The organism is Ilyobacter polytropus DSM 2926 (assembly GCF_000165505.1).
GTDB lineage: Bacteria > Fusobacteriota > Fusobacteriia > Fusobacteriales > Fusobacteriaceae > Ilyobacter > Ilyobacter polytropus.
This window is the reverse complement of record NC_014632.1, coordinates 1,729,889-1,746,623: the sequence shown is the minus strand read 5'-3', so window position 1 is coordinate 1,746,623 and position 16,735 is coordinate 1,729,889. Positions and strand designations below refer to the sequence as shown.

At 33.0% G+C, this 16,735-nt stretch carries 14 protein-coding genes, 1 pseudogene and 2 riboswitches; of the genes and pseudogenes, 10 read left to right on the top strand and 5 right to left on the bottom strand.

Annotated features, from left to right (window positions below):
- Positions 1-55 precede the first annotated feature (55 nt).
- Positions 56-496: a hypothetical protein gene (locus ILYOP_RS08180; RefSeq protein ID WP_041921029.1), complete on the top strand. Its 441-nt coding sequence runs from the start codon at positions 56-58 to the stop codon at positions 494-496.
- Positions 496-723: pseudogene (locus ILYOP_RS16300) on the top strand (hypothetical protein); the annotation flags it as partial. The gene ILYOP_RS08180 and the pseudogene ILYOP_RS16300, both read left to right, overlap by 1 nt.
- Before the next feature lie 138 nt (positions 724-861).
- Here the strand turns inward: ILYOP_RS16300 and ILYOP_RS15635 are convergent.
- On the bottom strand, positions 862-1,008 hold the full coding sequence (locus tag ILYOP_RS15635; RefSeq protein ID WP_222838853.1) for a hypothetical protein: 147 nt from the start codon (positions 1,006-1,008) through the stop codon (positions 862-864).
- 96 nt (positions 1,009-1,104) lie between these two features.
- Positions 1,105-1,185, bottom strand: a riboswitch (SAM riboswitch).
- A gap of 94 nt (positions 1,186-1,279) precedes the next feature.
- Complete coding sequence (locus ILYOP_RS08175) at positions 1,280-2,488, bottom strand: MFS transporter (RefSeq protein ID WP_148223686.1); 1,209 nt, start codon at positions 2,486-2,488, stop codon at positions 1,280-1,282.
- Positions 2,489-3,090: 602 nt separating this feature from the next.
- Between ILYOP_RS08175 and ILYOP_RS08170 the strand changes: the two genes are divergently transcribed.
- Positions 3,091-3,930: a LysM peptidoglycan-binding domain-containing protein gene (locus tag ILYOP_RS08170; protein ID WP_013388067.1), complete on the top strand. Its 840-nt coding sequence runs from the start codon at positions 3,091-3,093 to the stop codon at positions 3,928-3,930.
- A gap of 358 nt (positions 3,931-4,288) precedes the next feature.
- On the opposite strand, the gene ILYOP_RS08165 is transcribed toward ILYOP_RS08170, so the two are convergent.
- On the bottom strand, positions 4,289-4,726 hold the full coding sequence (locus tag ILYOP_RS08165; protein WP_013388066.1) for a MarR family winged helix-turn-helix transcriptional regulator: 438 nt from the start codon (positions 4,724-4,726) through the stop codon (positions 4,289-4,291).
- 306 nt (positions 4,727-5,032) lie between these two features.
- Between ILYOP_RS08165 and ILYOP_RS08160 the strand changes: the two genes are divergently transcribed.
- From ILYOP_RS08160 to ILYOP_RS15190, 6 genes are all read left to right on the top strand, one after another.
- Positions 5,033-6,277: an amidohydrolase family protein gene (locus tag ILYOP_RS08160; RefSeq protein ID WP_013388065.1), complete on the top strand. Its 1,245-nt coding sequence runs from the start codon at positions 5,033-5,035 to the stop codon at positions 6,275-6,277.
- 260 nt (positions 6,278-6,537) lie between these two features.
- Positions 6,538-7,125 (top strand): nitroreductase family protein, encoded by a 588-nt coding sequence (locus ILYOP_RS08155; protein WP_013388064.1) that lies wholly within the window; start codon positions 6,538-6,540, stop codon positions 7,123-7,125.
- A 288-nt stretch (positions 7,126-7,413) separates the two neighbouring features.
- A riboswitch (TPP riboswitch) is annotated at positions 7,414-7,526 on the top strand.
- 138 nt (positions 7,527-7,664) lie between these two features.
- Positions 7,665-8,264 (top strand): YkoF family thiamine/hydroxymethylpyrimidine-binding protein, encoded by a 600-nt coding sequence (locus ILYOP_RS08150; protein ID WP_013388063.1) that lies wholly within the window; start codon positions 7,665-7,667, stop codon positions 8,262-8,264.
- A 78-nt stretch (positions 8,265-8,342) separates the two neighbouring features.
- Complete coding sequence (locus ILYOP_RS08145; RefSeq protein WP_013388062.1) at positions 8,343-8,933, top strand: ECF transporter S component; 591 nt, start codon at positions 8,343-8,345, stop codon at positions 8,931-8,933.
- Positions 8,933-10,606 (top strand): ABC transporter ATP-binding protein, encoded by a 1,674-nt coding sequence (locus tag ILYOP_RS08140; protein ID WP_013388061.1) that lies wholly within the window; start codon positions 8,933-8,935, stop codon positions 10,604-10,606. The genes ILYOP_RS08145 and ILYOP_RS08140 overlap by 1 nt, the downstream gene beginning before the upstream one ends.
- Positions 10,587-11,363 (top strand): energy-coupling factor transporter transmembrane component T family protein, encoded by a 777-nt coding sequence (locus tag ILYOP_RS15190; protein WP_013388060.1) that lies wholly within the window; start codon positions 10,587-10,589, stop codon positions 11,361-11,363. Before ILYOP_RS08140 ends, ILYOP_RS15190 begins: the two co-directional genes overlap by 20 nt.
- A gap of 67 nt (positions 11,364-11,430) precedes the next feature.
- Here ILYOP_RS15190 and ppk1 read toward each other — a convergent pair whose 3' ends face one another.
- Positions 11,431-13,461, bottom strand: coding sequence for a polyphosphate kinase 1 (gene ppk1, locus ILYOP_RS08130; protein ID WP_013388059.1), 2,031 nt, complete (start codon positions 13,459-13,461; stop codon positions 11,431-11,433).
- Positions 13,451-14,971 carry a Ppx/GppA phosphatase family protein gene (locus ILYOP_RS08125; protein ID WP_013388058.1) on the bottom strand — a complete coding sequence of 507 codons (1,521 nt, stop codon included), beginning with the start codon at positions 14,969-14,971 and terminating at the stop codon, positions 13,451-13,453. Before ILYOP_RS08125 ends, ppk1 begins: the two co-directional genes overlap by 11 nt.
- Positions 14,972-15,211: 240 nt before the next feature.
- Between ILYOP_RS08125 and ILYOP_RS08120 the strand changes: the two genes are divergently transcribed.
- Positions 15,212-16,615 carry a CHAD domain-containing protein gene (locus ILYOP_RS08120; protein WP_013388057.1) on the top strand — a complete coding sequence of 468 codons (1,404 nt, stop codon included), beginning with the start codon at positions 15,212-15,214 and terminating at the stop codon, positions 16,613-16,615.
- Positions 16,616-16,735 lie beyond the last annotated feature (120 nt).

Sequence of the window (16,735 nt, the reverse complement as noted above, 5' to 3'; positions counted from 1 at the left end):
TTTTTAATTATACGTTAAAACACTCTTAAAATAACAACTTCAGGAGAGCATAAATATGAAAAATAACCTTAAAAATATACTAGAATTTATTCAATTAATTCTTAACCTTACTGGGCACCAAGAAAGTTCTCAAACCAAAATGAAAGATGCTAAAGTTATTACAACTGCTATAGTCGCAGGAATCTATTTTAACTGCAATTTTCAAAAGACTTTGACTTTTTTTGAAGATTATCCTCATTTTGATTATATCCTTTCTAAAAGTAGATTTTCTAGAAGACTTGCAAACTTGGGATCTACCTTGAGTAAAATAATGGATTTCATTATGGAATATAATAAAAATAGATCTAAAACCAAAGAATTTATGGTTGATTCGTTCTCTATTTCTGCATGTGACAATTATAGAATTCCTAGATGTAAAATATACTTGGATCATGATCTTTACAGAGGATACATTTCAAGTAAAAGAAAATTTTTTTCGGAGCAAGACTTTATTTGATGACAAATGAGAGGGTCTTGCCTGTGGAATATAAAATATTACCTAGATCCATTGCTGATATTACTGCACTTAATGGTTTCAATTTTGATTTGCCTAAAGACTCTATTATTTATGCCGATAGAGCCTATAATGATTATGTTCTTGAAGAGGTCTTAAGTGATGTTGATATCTACCTTTCACCCATGAGACGTAAAAATTCAAAGCGTTCCAAGAATAAAAGTCAAGAATTCATAGATCATATAAAAAGAAAACTGATTGAAACTGTAGGAAGCTCTATAAATAGATTGATGCCAAAGTCTATTCACAGTGTTACTTCTAGATGTTTTGAACTTAAAATTCTATTATTTTTAATGGGTTATACATTTTTAAATATAAAGTTTTGCTACTTCAGCGGCAGTATCATATCTATAAGTTGTGCTCTGATAAATAGGAAGTACACGGGGTTCACCATTTTTCGGCTGCCATCCGCATTGAATAGTTTTGGTTTCCAGAGACCATTTTTCTTTACTCATATATTTTACCTCCATAAACGAATTTTTAAAATTTTTTATAAAAAAACGACCCCAAATATGAGGTCATTTCATGCAAGAGACTGCTTTATTTATCCACCCTTATCTATTTAGCACAAACCATAAAAGCATGTTGCTGAGGTGTCAAAGGGCCAGTCCCTCCCTCTCTCTAGATAAGAAAATATTTGATTGTAGTGATTCTACAACTTTTAAATTTAAATGCCAAGATAAAGTTTTAGTTCTGCCTTACCATATTTTTTAGATTAGAGATCGGTTATAGCTTTACTTTGTAAGCAACATAAATATTCCCAAGAGAAATAGAAGCTGCAAAATAAAATATATATTGAGGTCCCCAAACACTCCAGACAAGGCCGCTTAAAATGGCACAGGTGATAGAGACAAAGTGGTCCATACTCATACCAAGAGAAAGTGTAGGGATAATGTCTGAGGAATTAACTGCTATATTTTTCAGATAAACCGTCCTGATAAAACTCATTTGTGTGGACATCTTATCGATGATCACCATAAAATATCCTAACAGTACTGGCCATCCTATTGTTGATAATGTCCCGGTAACATAACCGGTTGTTAGTAATCCAAATAAAAAATATACCATTACAAAGGATATACCATCGGCATACAATAACTTCTTAACTCCGTATCGATCCAGCCATCGACCTAAAGCCGGGATAAAGAAAATTCCTATAAATGCCCCTGCAATTGCCAGTAAAGCCAGTGTATCTGCTTTTTTCCCTAATATTTCAATGAGTACCCACGGACCGTAAACTAACATAATCTGCTTTTGGGCACCATACAGGATAACCAATATATAATAAAGTTTGTATTCTTTTCTAAAAACAAATTTTGTTTTTTTATGATGAATCACCGGATGATGCATTGTTCGGTCCAATAAGATCAATAACCCAAGTACTATCAGTAAGAACATGCCGGCCAGTACAAACGGCCATTTAATAGCAGTTGAAAAGCTAAAAATATTCAATTTGAAACAGATAAAGACAATGGTTGAGGATACCATTAAGAATTTAACAGATGTTCCTTTAAACTGCCCCATACGCATTCCCAACTTATCCTGATCTACCAGTGAGATTCCGATACCATCAGAAAGTGGCATAAACAGATGAGTACCTAAAGAATTTATAAATAAAAAGACAAGCATTATTGAAAATTGAGGTGTGAAAAAGCCCAGCACAACAATACCGAAAATACTTAGTATCTGTGCAAACATCGATACACGTATATCGTTCAGTGCTGCTAGCAATGCAATAACCAGTACACATATCATTCCAGGTATTTCCCGTGGGAACTCGATAACTCCCCTTTCAAATGCGGTGATGTTATAAGCATCTTTAAAATAGTTGGAAAGTATTCCCTGGCTCATACCTGTGGCTAAAGCGGTAAAAATCAAGATATAAAAATATATCTTCACTTCTTTTTTCATTAGTTTAAACTCTGACCATTTCATAAAACCTCTTTTCTGGATTATGGGAGTTTACAGTCCCAGCAATATAATGTCCCTTTTAATTTTGGATCTGTAGTCAAGATTAAAATATTATTTTTGCTGCTTATTTTACTTTTAATTTTTTTGAATAAAAATTCAACTCACAAAGTATACTCTCTATCAGGTTAAATTTCAAGGACAAACAAGGTGTTGAATTTTAATTTTTACAGTTGGAATATGTTTTATTTCTATTTGAGATCTTTTAACTACATGAGTAATGATAAAAAAGGGTTTTTTAATACTGACTTGTAAATATATATTGAGATACTTAAAATTGATTTTATCTGTTTGTTTGGTTTGGTGTAGAGATTATTGTCAAATAGTTATCAGTTCGGAAATAATATTAAGGAGGGATTATAAGTAGAATTAACTCAAATGTTACTAGTCAATTGTGAGTTGCATAGAAACGGACAAAAGGTGACGACGTTTTAAAAATATATTCTAAATGAACCGGGAAAAATACCTAAGCTTTGGGAATTGTTAATTGTTTGCATAAAGAAAATAAGGTCGCCATCTAAAATATAATCTAAATATTATAGAGGTTATGTTAATAAGGAGGACTTTTTATGAAAAAATTATTAATATTATTAGCTGTCCTTTCAATACTGGCATGTGGTGATAAAAAACCTAAAGAAGAGACCGCAACAGAAAATACGCCTGTGGTTACAGAAGAAGTAAGTGAAAAAGCCACAGAAATGAAAGAAGGAGCAACAGAAATGAGTGGGGCGGTAAGTGAGAAAGCGTCTGAAATGACAGAAGAAGTAAGTGAAAAAGCCTCAGAAATGAAAGAAGGAGCAACAGAAATGACCGAGGCAGCAGGAGAGAAAGCGTCTGAAATGACAGGAGCAGTAAGTGAGAAAGCCTCAGAAATGAAAGAAGGAGCAACAGAAATGACCGGGGCGGTAAGTGAGAAAGCGTCTGAAATGACAGGAGCAGTAACCGAGAAAGCCTCAGAAATGAAAGAAGGAGCAACAGAAATGACCGGGGCAGTAAGTGAGAAAGCGTCTGAAATGACAGAAGCAGTAACCGAGAAAGCCTCAGAAATGAAAGAAGGAACAACAGAAATGACCGAGGCAGCAAGAGAGAAAGCGTCTGAAATGACAGGAGTAGTAACTGAGAAAGCCACAGAAATGAAAGAAGGAGCAACAGAAATGACCGGGGCAGTAGGAGAGAAAGCGTCTGAAATGACAGAAGCAGTAAGTGAGAAAGCCTCAGAAATGATGGGAACTAGTGAAACTGCTGCAATGGAAGAACTTCCTTCTACTTATATTGTTAAAAAAGGGGATAGTTTATTTGAAATAGGACAAAAATATAATATGTCTTGGGAAAAACTAGCTGAAGAAAATAATATAGAAAATCCAGATTATCTCCATGTTGGTCAAGAGATTAGAATTCCTGAAAACTAAATTACTGGTTACAAGAGATATCAGGTAAATCATTATGGAATACCAATAAAATAAAAAATGATATATCCTAAAAACTTAAAGAAAAGGCTAAAGGTAAATATTAAGACAGATAAAATTAATATGTGAAGATAAAAGTACATAAACCTGAAATTTAGTATTTGTATATTTTAAAGAAAATAGGTGATAAATTTCGGGTAAAAATTAGTTAGCACATAGGGTAATCCTATGTGCTTTTCTTAGTTTATTATATAGAAGGAAATAACGGATAAATATCTGATTTAAGGGATATTCTGACGGAACTTTCACCAAGGGTCAAAAGTTAATTTATATGTAATTATGGAATAGATAAAGTTTTAGATTATCCCTCTATACTCTTAAAATAATCCTCTATATTCTTCCTCATCCTTTCATTAACTTTCCTGAATATTTTTATCTCCTCTTCACTAGAACCTTTAGTTAGTAGTTTTTTTACAGTTTCAATTAGGTTTACTATTACAGGGATCATATCCTTCCCTTTTTCAGTACAGTATAGACACCAAGCTCTCTTATCTATTTCATCTTTTTTCCTGTAAAGATAGCCGTTTTCAATAAGCCTTTTTATAGACTTTGCCACTGCTGATTTTCCTACATTTCTTCTCTGAGCTATTGCCTCTTGCCATATACCCTCTTCTTTTGATACTTCATAGAGAATACCAAACTGACCATTTCCCAGTGAATACTGATCCATATGATGAGATAAAAATTTGTTTATATCTCTTGTTGTATCATTCATAATTTTATCTAAAGGTTTATCCATATGCCCTCCTTTATTAGTAGACACGTGTACTAAATTTTAACAGTATAGATGGTTTATGTCAAACATATTTTAAAAGAAAAAAATAAGATGAACTATGTAAACATATGAAAGACAATGGCAGGGAAAAGAGTTTCTAAATTTTTTATAATTCTCCATTAAAAAAGTGTTTTTTTACCCTGTTTCAATATTAGAAGGAATATTATTTACTCACTGGAACAATCTAAATAGAAGCAATAAATTAAGTAAAAGACCTCAGTGATCAGGTATTCAATGATTATATCAAGATTATTGTTAGGAGGAAAAAATATGAATGAGTTTATCGATTGCCACTGTCATATATTCAACATTGTAGATATACCTCTATACGCTACTATCCAAGGAAAACTCAATGTAAATACTATTAACCGTTTTACAAAAAGTCTAGGGATAACGCTGTTCGCTCCTTTTAATCTCATAAAAAAGGGGGACGACATTGTCGCAACGAAAGAAGATTTTATTCGTTTCTTTGAAAGAGATTTAAAAGATTCTATAATAAAATTTGAGGAACACTTATCCAAAATCCCAGAAATTGATCTCTCAAAAACACTCATAACCCCACTGATAATGGATTTTGATTGTATAAAGGAAGTAGAAGAAAATAGTTTAGGAATTTCCAATTTGGAATTCCAGACTCAAAGGCTGATTAAAGGAATAAAAGCTTCAAAAAATAAAATTAAAATATGTCCTTTTATCGGTTTTGATCTAAGGAAACTTGTGCTTGATGATAACGGACTTGATGCGGTAAAAAAACTTTGGAAAAAATATTCTGATTCTTCCAATAAAAATGCAAGTATAAATAACCTAATATCTGGGAGTATACTAGGGATAAAGATATATCCTCCAATAGGCTTTAATCCTTATCCAGTTAAGAAGAATAAAAGAAAAAAATATATAGAATTTTACAAATGGTGTATAAAAGAGGATATTCCAATAACTGTCCACTGTCAGAAGGGGTCTTACAGTGCCGAACTTTCAAGTAAAGACATAAATAGAATGACTCATCCTCAGAACTGGTTGAATCTTTTAGAAGAAAACCCCCAACTTAAAAACTTAAGAATAAATTTTGCACATTTTGGAGGTGAGGACGGAGTAGAAGATATGCTTGATCCAGGTAGAATTTTTTCTGACGGAATTGACAAAAATACCTGGACTTACACAATAATAAAATTATTACAGAGATACCCAAATACCTATTCTGATATATCTGCCTATAATTATGGAAAAAGTTTTGGTAAGATCAATGATTATTCTAAAAATTTGAAAAAAGTAATAGAGCTAGATTATCTAAAGAAATTCAAAGAAGGTAAGTACAGTGTCAGTTCGAAACTTTTATGGGGATCTGATGTTCCTATGGTTATTTCTGAAGAGTGTTATGACAGCTCATATGCCAACTATTATAAACACTTGGAAAATCTTGTTAATAAATCTAAAAAATTAAATCAAAATGATAAGAGGAAATTTATTGAAAATTTGACAGTGAACAACCCTAAAAAATTCCTGAAGATCAAATAGATAATTAAATGATAAAAAAAGCCTATTTATAAACTTTTTCACTGGTGAATTTACAATATTTATTTTCTGAACTATTTTCTATTACTGTGTGATTAATTATTTTATCTAAACATTAATTTAGACGTTCTCTTTTTTAGTAGACACGTCTACTATTTTGTGTTAAAATAGTTTCACACTTAACTTAGTAGACACGTCTACTAAGTTAAGCAGTGTGATTTGAACACGTCAGGCATATTTTAATTGATGAAAGGGAGAGAACTATGAATTATGATAATTTATTGGAGATAGCAACTAAGAGAAGATCTGTAAGAAAGTTTACCACTCAAAAAGTTTCAAGGGAAGATATTGAAAAAATTATAAAAGTCGGAATACAGTCTCCTTCTGGATTCAACTCTCAGCCCTGGGAATTTGTCGTAATAGATGATGAAAATTATAAAAATGAAGTTACTCAGTATCTTATTGATGGAATAGGTGAAGGAAAAACTTCTAAGGGGTTTGTAGATGCCCCTGTTTATATTCTGTTATACGGTGATCCTAGAGTGAGAGAACGTGGTCCTGTTTCTGTAAAAGATAACGATAATTGGTGGAATTTTACATTCTCTAGTACCCTTGCCAGTGCTTTTATGAGTATGCAGCTTGCTGCCACGAGTTTAGGTCTAGCTTCTATGTGGGTGTCAGCTTTTAGAAATCCCAAGGTAGAAATGAAAACAAAGGAGCTTTTGGGTATTCCTGAGTATTTTGAGATATTTGAGATGATGGCAGTAGGTTATACAGATATGAATATTTCTCCGAAAAATGTAAAGGATCTGTCTCAGGTAATTCACTATAATAAGGCCGATAATTATTAGTCAACTCAAGCTGATAATTGCTGGAAACTTTCATAAATTAACTTCTTTATTTAGTATTACTTTTTAGAAATTAAATATTTTAATTTGAATAAAGGCACCAACTTAGATCGATTATTCAATCTAACTGAATCAAAGGAGTAAATAGAGCACAAAATAAGTATCAAAATTAGAATTATTTCATAGGTAAAGATTCCATAGAAACTATATGACACTAGGTATTTTAAATGGTATATTATATTGACTTATTTACTTCTCTGTAGTAGTATGAATTATATTAAATTTAATAAAATCAAGTAATTGGGGAGCTGCTGAAAGCGTGCTGAGATTGAACTTTGTTAGTTCTGAACCCTTATAACCTGATGTAGGTAATGCTACCGTAGGGATTTTAGACAATTAATCGAGCACTTATGCTATTTATACTGCAAAGATTAAGTCATAAACTTATGGTTTATGACTTTTTTTTATGCTTTAGTTTATATTTTAAATAGGATTTAAATTAATTTTATAAAATATACAGGGAAAAATAGGGGGAATGACAGTTGAATTTAAAATGTGGAACAAGTGATGTTGTTGGTGCGAGAATAGGAATCTATCCTATGCAGGATAATTTTGTAGATGTGATCTTAGGGGCGATAAAAAAAACAGACTCTACAGGACTGGCTGTTATGACAGACGATCTAGGAACTACAATACAAGGAAACAGAGAGCGTGTCTTTGCTTATGTAAAAGAACTTTTTTTACGAGCATCTGATGCCGGGGGGCATGTTGTTGCCGATGTTTTATTTTCAGTAGGATGTCCTGGTGATGTGCCGGAAGATTTTGATTTTGATTCTGAGCCTAAATATGTGGATCTTCCTATGGAAGATATGCCGGTGGCCTGTGCCTGGTCTCTTTATCCTTTGGGGAGTGACCAGTATTTTCCGGTGATTGTAGAGGAGGTTGAAAAAGCCATGGCTCTTTCTAATGTAGATGTGGAAAGTTATCATTATTGTACAAGACTTGACGGAACTGCAAAATCTATCTTTAATTTACTTGAGACATCTTTTGAAGGTGTATCTAAAAGGATTCCCCATACAATTATTCATGCAACATTTTCAAAGGGAAGCCCATCAAAGGCAAAAGAAAAAATTGAGGTATAATTCATATCATTAAAGTGTAGTTTAATTATTTTTCTATTTAATAAAAGAGAAAGCAAAAATTAAAGGGGGAACAAAAAAATGACTAAAAAATTTGGTTGGACGTTAAAAGACATTATAGTTTTGTGTGTACTAGGCGTTGCCTTTGGGGCTATGTATCTAGGTGGTATCACTATCTGGGCCTTTGCCAATGCCGCATTTGGACCTATCGGACTTGATATAGTGTATGGTATTTGGTTCACAGCATCAATTACAGGGGCATACATTATCCGTAAGCCTGGGATTGCCCTTGGTGCTGAGCTTATGGCTGCTTTAGGTGAGGTTATATTAGGGACACCTTCTGGTATAATGGTATTTGTGGGTGCCGCCATTCAAGGTCTTGGTTGTGAGGCAGTTTTTGCTGCAACTGGGTGGAAAAAGTACTCAACACCTGTTTTGGTTTTAGCAGGTATGGGGGCAAGTGTAACAAGTTTTATTTATAATTATTTTGCCTATGGATATTCAAAATTTGCATTGGGGATGCTAGCAGCTATGCTAGCTGTACGTTTAGTATCAGGTGCTGTACTTTCTGGTTTACTTGGTAAATGGATCGGTGACGGACTTGCAGCTACAGGTGCATTGTCTTCATTCCCGTTAGGGCGTAAAAGAGCTGAAAAGAGAGTAAATGCATAATGGCAATAATAGATGTTCGCAACTTATCGGTTAAAATCAATGGGGAGACTGTTCTGCAAGACATCAATATAAAATTTAATACTCAAGAGCGAATTCTTATCTTAGGTGAAAGCGGCAGTGGTAAATCCACGCTGCTTTTATCTCTTATGGGGATTATTCAAAGAGATGACAATGCCGATGTAACTGGAGATATTTTAGTAGACGGTATATCAGTTAATGATATGCAGTTATCTGATACAGCACGTATTTTTGGCATAGTATTTCAAAATCCTGAAAGTCAGTTTTGCTCCCTATACCCAAAGGACGAGGTAGCTTTTGGTTTGGAAAACCAATGTATCGATCCGGATATTATGCCTGAGATAATAAATAAATCAATGGAAGACTTTGACTTTCCAAAGGAAAAGGTAAATCATCTTATTAATACCCTGTCTGGCGGTGAACTGCAAAGACTTGCACTTTCATCTATTTCGGCTATTGATTCTAAGATGCTTTTGCTAGATGAACCGACGGCAAATTTGGATCCCAAAGGTCGACGACAGGTGGTAAAGTCTTCTAAAAAGGCCGGTGACAAGGGCAAGGGGCTAATGGTGGTAGAACATAATCTGGAAAACTGGATTTCATTTCTAGACCGTCTTATTGTTATTGATAGAGGTGGCAGAATACTTTGTGACGGGGATATTCGTGAGATGTTCTATAAGCACGGTGAGCTGCTTAGGGAAAAGGGAATATGGTGTCCTCACAGTCTAAGAATCTACTGGGAGCTAAAGGATAAGGGGCATATCTTTAATGGAGTTCCCTGTAGTATAGGGGAACTAAAAAAAGAGAAGATATCTCAGACGTTATTAAAAAAAGTAATAGAAGACAACTATAAAACTCCCAATAAGACAGCAAATATTGGAAAGAGACCGATACTTGAGCTGGAAAAATTATCCGCTGGGTATACAAAAGATCGGAGGATTTTAAAAGAAATCGATCTAACTGTGAATGAAGGGGATTTTTTTGCCTTGGTCGGAGGAAATGGGAGTGGTAAATCGACACTTTCAAAGGTTATACTTAGGCTTGTGGACATATCTAGTGGCAGCCTTTCCATCTCTGGGAAAAAATTAACTGTATACAAAGAACGAGAACTTTATGACTTGATAGGTTACGTTTTTCAAAATCCTGAACACCAATTTTTAGAAGACACAGTATGGTCAGAAGTTGCATATAGCATAGATCAACTATATTTTGATGAAAAAAACAGAAATGAAAAGGTGAACAGTTTATTAAAAACTTTTCATCTGGATAACTATGCTGCTAATAATCCCTTTAGCCTTTCTGGAGGACAGAAAAGACGCCTTTCTGTTGCAACGATGCTAGTTGGAGATCGAAAAATCTTAATTTTGGACGAGCCTACTTTTGGTCAGGATGAGAAGAACACTATCATGCTAATGAAAAAACTTACTGAACTAAATCAGCAAGGAATGACTATATTTATGATCACTCATGATTTAGATTTAGTAGATTCCTATGCAAATAGAATTGCTGTCATGTCTCAGGGTGAAATTCTATACAACGGAGATACTGAAGAGCTTTGGAATGAAAATGAAATAATCAGAAAGAGTGGACTTGATCTGCCTTATAGAATGAAACTCATGAATGAGGTGAATATTTATGGACATGAGACATTTTAATCCAGCTGCAAAACTTCTTGCCAACTTCATTATTGTATTGGCATCTCTTATGGTATTTGACCCCTATACAATGGTTATGCTGTTTGGGGTGAGTTTTTTCTTTGCCCTTGTCACAAAATCATTTAATCGAAAGAATCTAAAGATGATTATACCACTTGTCTGTTTTGCCTTTGGGATGCTCTGGATGAACGCCTCACTAGCAAGGGTTGAAAATCCTGAAATTATTGCAAGCCTCGGGCCTTTGACCTTTACAGATAAAGGTCTTATTGTAGGTTTTGTCTTGTTTTTCAGGATTTTAACAATTGGAGTCACATCTATTTTATTTACCTTTAACACTGAACCAGATGCTTTAATATTGAGTCTTATCAAACAGTGCAAACTTAACCCCGGGATCGCTTATGGTATATTGACGGCCTTACGTTTCTTGCCCTCAATGGAATCAGATCTTGGATTGATAAATGCAGCCCATAGAATACGTAGTTCTAAACAGAAAAAATGGTATAAAAAGAAAAATCCCTGGTATCGAAATGCGATACCACTCTTGGCAACAAATATAAGAAAAGCAGAAAGAGTGGCTATTGCCATGGAATCTAGGGGATTTCAGACAGATATGAAACGAACATATTACCGTACAATCAACTGGTATAAAAAAGATACGCTATTTGTTTTGGGGACGGGAATAGTTGTTGTTTCGATTATTATATTTTCTTATCATATGGGTTGGCTGATTGGCTTTAAACGCTGGCAGGGATTTTAGAAAAAATTAAATATAGTTAAAACTTTACTGAAAAAAGCACATAGGAAATCAATCCCCGTGTGCTTTTTTATTGTTTTTTTCCATAAAGATATTCCTGAGAAGAAAAATTCTTTTTATCATTTTTTACTTTAAAATAAGTGCCCTTTTCATCTAATTGTCTTAACTTTATGTTATCCTTTAAGATGGAATCTATGGTCTCCATAACTTTTTTATAAGGACCGGACTTTATAACAGGGAAAAGGGTTTCTATTCTTCTGTCAAGATTTCTACTCATCCAGTCGGCACTGGAAAGAAAAAGTTCCGGGTCACCGTTGTTTTCAAAATGGTAAACACGAGTGTGTTCTAAAAATCTTCCGATAAGGCTGAAAACTTTTATATTTTCACTAATACCTTTTATACCTGTCTTTAGGCAGCAGGCTCCCCTTACAATAAGAACTATCTCCACCCCGACTCGAGAGGCATCATATAGCTTTTTAATAATTTTTTCATCTACAAGGGAGTTTATTTTTACGATTATTTTTCCCTTTTTACCGTTGGCTGTATGCTGAATCTCTCGATCAATTAACCTGTAAAATTCATTCCGCATGTCCTTGGGGGCTGTTATTAGCCTTTTCCATTTACGATTTTGAGAAAATCCTGTAAGGATGTTGAAGAGGTTGCTGACATCTGCACAAAGTTCTTCATTTGTAGTAAGAAGGGAAAGATCAGTATATAATTTTGCCGTTGAATTATTATAATTTCCCGTTCCTAAATGAAGGTATCTCTTTATACCTGAAGGTTCTCTTCTGACAATGAGAAGGCATTTGGCATGGGTCTTTAGTCCCTTTATCCCGTAAATAACATGGCATCCTGATTTTTCAAGTTCTTTAGCCCACATTATATTTCTCTCTTCGTCAAATCTAGCTTTCAGTTCTACCATCACAGTAACCTGCTTATTGGATCTAGCAGCCTTTATAAGCGAGCTTATTATAGGTGAATCACCACTGACCCTGTATAGAGTCTGTTTTATGGCAAGGACATTTTTGTCTGTGGCAGCAGCCTCTATAAGATCTGATATATGATCAAAAGAATCATAGGGATGAGAAAGTATCACGTCCTCTTTTTTAAGGGTTGTATAGATAGTATTTTTTTCAAGCTGAGCATACCTTTTTGGAGTGTATTTTTCATATTTTATATCCTTAAATCCATCGTGGTCCATAAGTTCAAAGATAAAAGTCAGATCAAGGGGGCCGTCTATCTCATAGAGATTGGAAAATTGAATTTTTAGATTTCTTGTGAGAAATTCGAGACATTTTTTGGGAATATCCTTATCGTATTCTATCCTGACAGGCTCTCCCCACTTTCTTTTTTGAAGTTCTTTTTCTATTTCGATAAGGAGATCATCTGCCTCATCTTCATCAATTATCATATCTGCATTTCTTGTTATTCTAAAAAACCCTGTGTCCAAAATGTTGCATCCAGGGAAAAGATCCTGTAGGTTAGATTTTATTATTTCCTCAATCAGAATAAATTCTATTCCAGAGTTACTGGGAAGTTCGATTATTCTGTTTATAACTCTTGGGACCTGTACAATGGACATATGTTTTTCTGATTCATGTTGAAGATGAACCACAATATTTAATGAACCTGTCAAAATATGTGGAAAGGGTCTCGAGACGTCTATACCCATCGGTGTCAGAATAGGGAAAAGAGTTTCACTATAAAATTCGTCCACATAAATTTTTTGCTTTTTATCCAGTTGAGAATACTTTTTTATTTTGAGATGATTTTTTTTATTTAATGTATTAAGGACTTCTTTGTAGGAAGTATATTGATCCTGGACAAATTTTTTAACTCTTTTATTAATTGCCTTTAGCTGATCTTCAGGAGTTAAACCAGATATATCTTTTTTTATAAGTCCCTCTTCATACTGAGCTATAAGACCTGCAACCCTGACCATAAAAAATTCGTCTAAGTTTGAAGAAGTAATGGCCAAAAATTTTAGTCTTTCCAAAAGTGGATTTATGGAATCAGATACTTCCTCTAAAACCCTCTGGTTAAACTCCAACCAACTGAGTTCTCTATTGTAAAAATGGTTATATTCATAATTATTCCCCATAAAGCCTCCTATTTATCTTCAGTACTGGATTAATACCGAAAACATCTCTAAAAAATGCTTTTTGATGATCAAAAGATATAGTCTCTATACGGTAATCTTCTAGGGTTGTTATATCTATAATTATTTCATAATCTTTTAACTCAAATTTTATATTTTTTACTTTTTGTCTTTTACTTCTGTCTAGAGCTACAGATAATTTTAGTATTGCAGCAAGCTTCATGATATCCATCTGCCTTTTTCCACTTAGATTGTCTATATTCTCTGAATACTTGGAGGCAGCGATATTATGAAAATAACAAAGGCGTCCCACAACCTTAAGGTCTTCCTCTGTAAGTCCAGGTATAAAAGAATTTTCAATTATATACTGGGAATGATTTTGATGTGAGCTAAAATTGACATACTTACCTATATCATGAAGAAAAGCAGCCAGTTCAAGGTGTCTTTTTTCGACCTCATCCATATTATGCAGAGGTTTTAGAATATCAAAAAGATTTTTTGAGACGTTTTGGACAAAAGTAGAGTGATTTTTATCAAAGCTAAATTTATTTGCTTTATCTATTACAGCCTGAATGGTAAGTTCCCACAATTCTTTTTCCATAAGATCTTTTTCTTTTGGATAAAAATGCTCATAGGCCATGAGATATTTTGTATCATAATAAAATATTTTTACTGCAGGTATTTCAAAATAAGCCGAAATATACTTCAATAAGGAGAGTCTTGCAAATGTTGTTCTGGCCTGTATAGGTGTTAAGGAATATTTTTGAGCTATATTTTTAAATGATTCTTCATTTAAGTTTTCCATCATTTCTTCAAGTTTTTCATAGGATAAGTTTGAAAATTGACCTTTTGTTTTTGTAAGAATATTTTCTGATTCTCCTAATAAAATAAGACTATTTATTTTTTTTCTTCCTACTTCTTTTTTTATCTGATTTAGATAATTTTCTATATACTCTTGAATGAAATTATTACTTTCCTTTGGGGTGAGTTCGTAGTTATTTATAATTTCTGCAAACTTATAGCCCCCTGTTGATATAAATTCATTTATCATAAGTTTTTTTCCATTGATGATAAAAAAGTCAGTTGTGGCTGATCCTATATTCAGTAGTAAGGTATTTTTTCTTGGAGGGATGATCTCATTTTTTTTAATGAGAAATTTTTTAAACAGAAGTTTTTTCTTTTCAAAGGTAGTTAAAACAGTTACTTCTAAGCCTACTTTTATCTTGATTTGATCTAAAATAAAAAGAAGGTTCTTTACAGAATTAAAACTGCTGGTAGTCAGTGTAAGGATATTTTTTACACCGTAATCTTTAGAAAGGGATCTCATTCTATTTAGGATGTTGCAAAGTTTCTTTCCTTTTCCAAATGAGATATAGTTGTTTTTTTCTGAATCTAAAAAAATGTTAAGTTCTTCCATTACATTTTCTAAAATTTTAATTTTATCCTTTGATTTTTCACAGATGATCATTTCCACAGATGTGGGTGATATTTCGATAACTGAAATAACAGGCATATACACCTCCTAAAATCTACTTACTCTTCATTAAATTATAAGATTTATATTTTCAAAAGTCAAAGTTCCAATTGAAAAGCTGTAAATAAAAATATACTGAGAAAGTATACTTTTAAATATGTATTTTATTTATTGTTTATGAGGAGATTTTAGTGATAGACAGATAAATCTTAGAGGATAATCACATAGTCTAAAGAAAAATAATATTGATTATTAAAGCTTATTATCAGGAGGGATTTGATGTATAAATTTAAATTTTTTTATCATGAGATAAAAAAGATGTCAAAAATATTAGAAGAAAACCTAGAAAAAATATCTCTAAGCAACGACCTGGAAACAATCCATAAGTGCAGGGTAAGTATTCGTAAGATAAGAGGGATACTGAAGCTTTTTAACTGCCCTAAAAAACTAGAGATTCCTATAAAAAAAATTGCTTCCATGTTAGGACCTTTAAGGGATCTAGAGGTTCAGATATATTTTCTTATGAATAGGGTAGAGGTAGACAGCTCCTTAGGAGGTATACTAGATGATTTTTTATTTAAAAGGGAGATAATGAAAAGAGAGTTGGTAAAATCTATTCCTGAATTTTCCAGAAAAAAATTTCTTTATGAGGTTACTAATTTTCTGAAAGATAAAGAAGTTTATGAGTATGAAATTTACCGTAACTTATATAAAAAAATTCAGGAAATTATAATTAATCATCCTGTGAATATAAATTCAAAAGAGCTCCATGAACTTAGAATAAAAATAAAAAAAATAAGGTATATTTTAGAGGCTTTATCTGTTGAAAGCCAAGAATATAACGAATTGATAGTTTTTTTCAAAAAATATCAAGACTGCCTTGGAGAGATACATGATATAGATGTCTGGCTAGATATTTTAAATAAAAAAATATGGGAATTGGAAAAATTGAAATTATTTTTGAGAAAAAAAAGACATAAAAAAATTATTGAATTCAAAGAAGTTCTTCATGAGGTACCACTAGTTTTGGGAAATGTTTTGAGTATAGCAGCCATAAATTCAATAACTGAGTTTGAAAACAGACAAGATATCAGATCTATGAGATATTCACAGAGTGAAAAAATTTCCATGGCTGAAAAACTTGCTGTAGAATTATCACCGGATCCCCATCATATAAAGAGGGTAAGGGAAAAATCAGTAAAAATATTTCGTGAGATAAGAGAGGTCATGAATCTAAATAAAGAAGATATTTTTTTCTTAGAGGCCGGAGCCCTTCTTCACGATATCGGTTATTCCATCTCAGAAAAAAAGCATAACGATCACTCCTATGAGATTATAGCTTCTAGTGATTACCTGCCCTTTTCCCTAGAGGAAAGAGTAGTGACATCTATGATTGCAAAAAATCATAGGGGTAAATTCAGTCTGGTAAAGGGATTAGACAGAGTCCTTCCATCTAAGGAGGTAAGTAGGATAAACAAGCTGTCTGGGATAGTAAAGGCTGCTGACGGGATGGAGTTTGAAAGTTTGGAGTATGTTGAAAACTTTGATATAAAAGTCTGTGACGGAGAACTTGTATTTGAGTTAGGAGATATTTCTGAGGCTCTCACCGAGAGGTTTTCTAAAAAATCCGATCTTTTAAAAGAAAATTTTAAAAAGGATTTTAAGAAGATAAAGATAAAGTAGCACGTAACTCAAATTGCGACTTGAAAGCAATCCTGATAAATTACTGAATTTATAAGAATATTAGAGTCAAAAGATTTTGTCACGAATGAAAATCTTATAAAAGATAAAAAAAATTAGCAC

Coding starts and splice junctions, on each gene's coding strand:
- ILYOP_RS08180 (WP_041921029.1), top strand. CDS start 56: ATGAAAAATAACCTTAAAAATATACTAGAATTTATTCAATTAATTCTT.
- ILYOP_RS15635 (WP_222838853.1), bottom strand. CDS start 1,008: ATGAGTAAAGAAAAATGGTCTCTGGAAACCAAAACTATTCAATGCGGA.
- ILYOP_RS08175 (WP_148223686.1), bottom strand. CDS start 2,488: ATGAAATGGTCAGAGTTTAAACTAATGAAAAAAGAAGTGAAGATATAT.
- ILYOP_RS08170 (WP_013388067.1), top strand. CDS start 3,091: ATGAAAAAATTATTAATATTATTAGCTGTCCTTTCAATACTGGCATGT.
- ILYOP_RS08165 (WP_013388066.1), bottom strand. CDS start 4,726: ATGGATAAACCTTTAGATAAAATTATGAATGATACAACAAGAGATATA.
- ILYOP_RS08160 (WP_013388065.1), top strand. CDS start 5,033: ATGAATGAGTTTATCGATTGCCACTGTCATATATTCAACATTGTAGAT.
- ILYOP_RS08155 (WP_013388064.1), top strand. CDS start 6,538: ATGAATTATGATAATTTATTGGAGATAGCAACTAAGAGAAGATCTGTA.
- ILYOP_RS08145 (WP_013388062.1), top strand. CDS start 8,343: ATGACTAAAAAATTTGGTTGGACGTTAAAAGACATTATAGTTTTGTGT.
- ILYOP_RS08140 (WP_013388061.1), top strand. CDS start 8,933: ATGGCAATAATAGATGTTCGCAACTTATCGGTTAAAATCAATGGGGAG.
- ILYOP_RS15190 (WP_013388060.1), top strand. CDS start 10,587: ATGGACATGAGACATTTTAATCCAGCTGCAAAACTTCTTGCCAACTTC.
- ppk1 (WP_013388059.1), bottom strand. CDS start 13,461: ATGGGGAATAATTATGAATATAACCATTTTTACAATAGAGAACTCAGT.
- ILYOP_RS08125 (WP_013388058.1), bottom strand. CDS start 14,971: ATGCCTGTTATTTCAGTTATCGAAATATCACCCACATCTGTGGAAATG.
- ILYOP_RS08120 (WP_013388057.1), top strand. CDS start 15,212: ATGTATAAATTTAAATTTTTTTATCATGAGATAAAAAAGATGTCAAAA.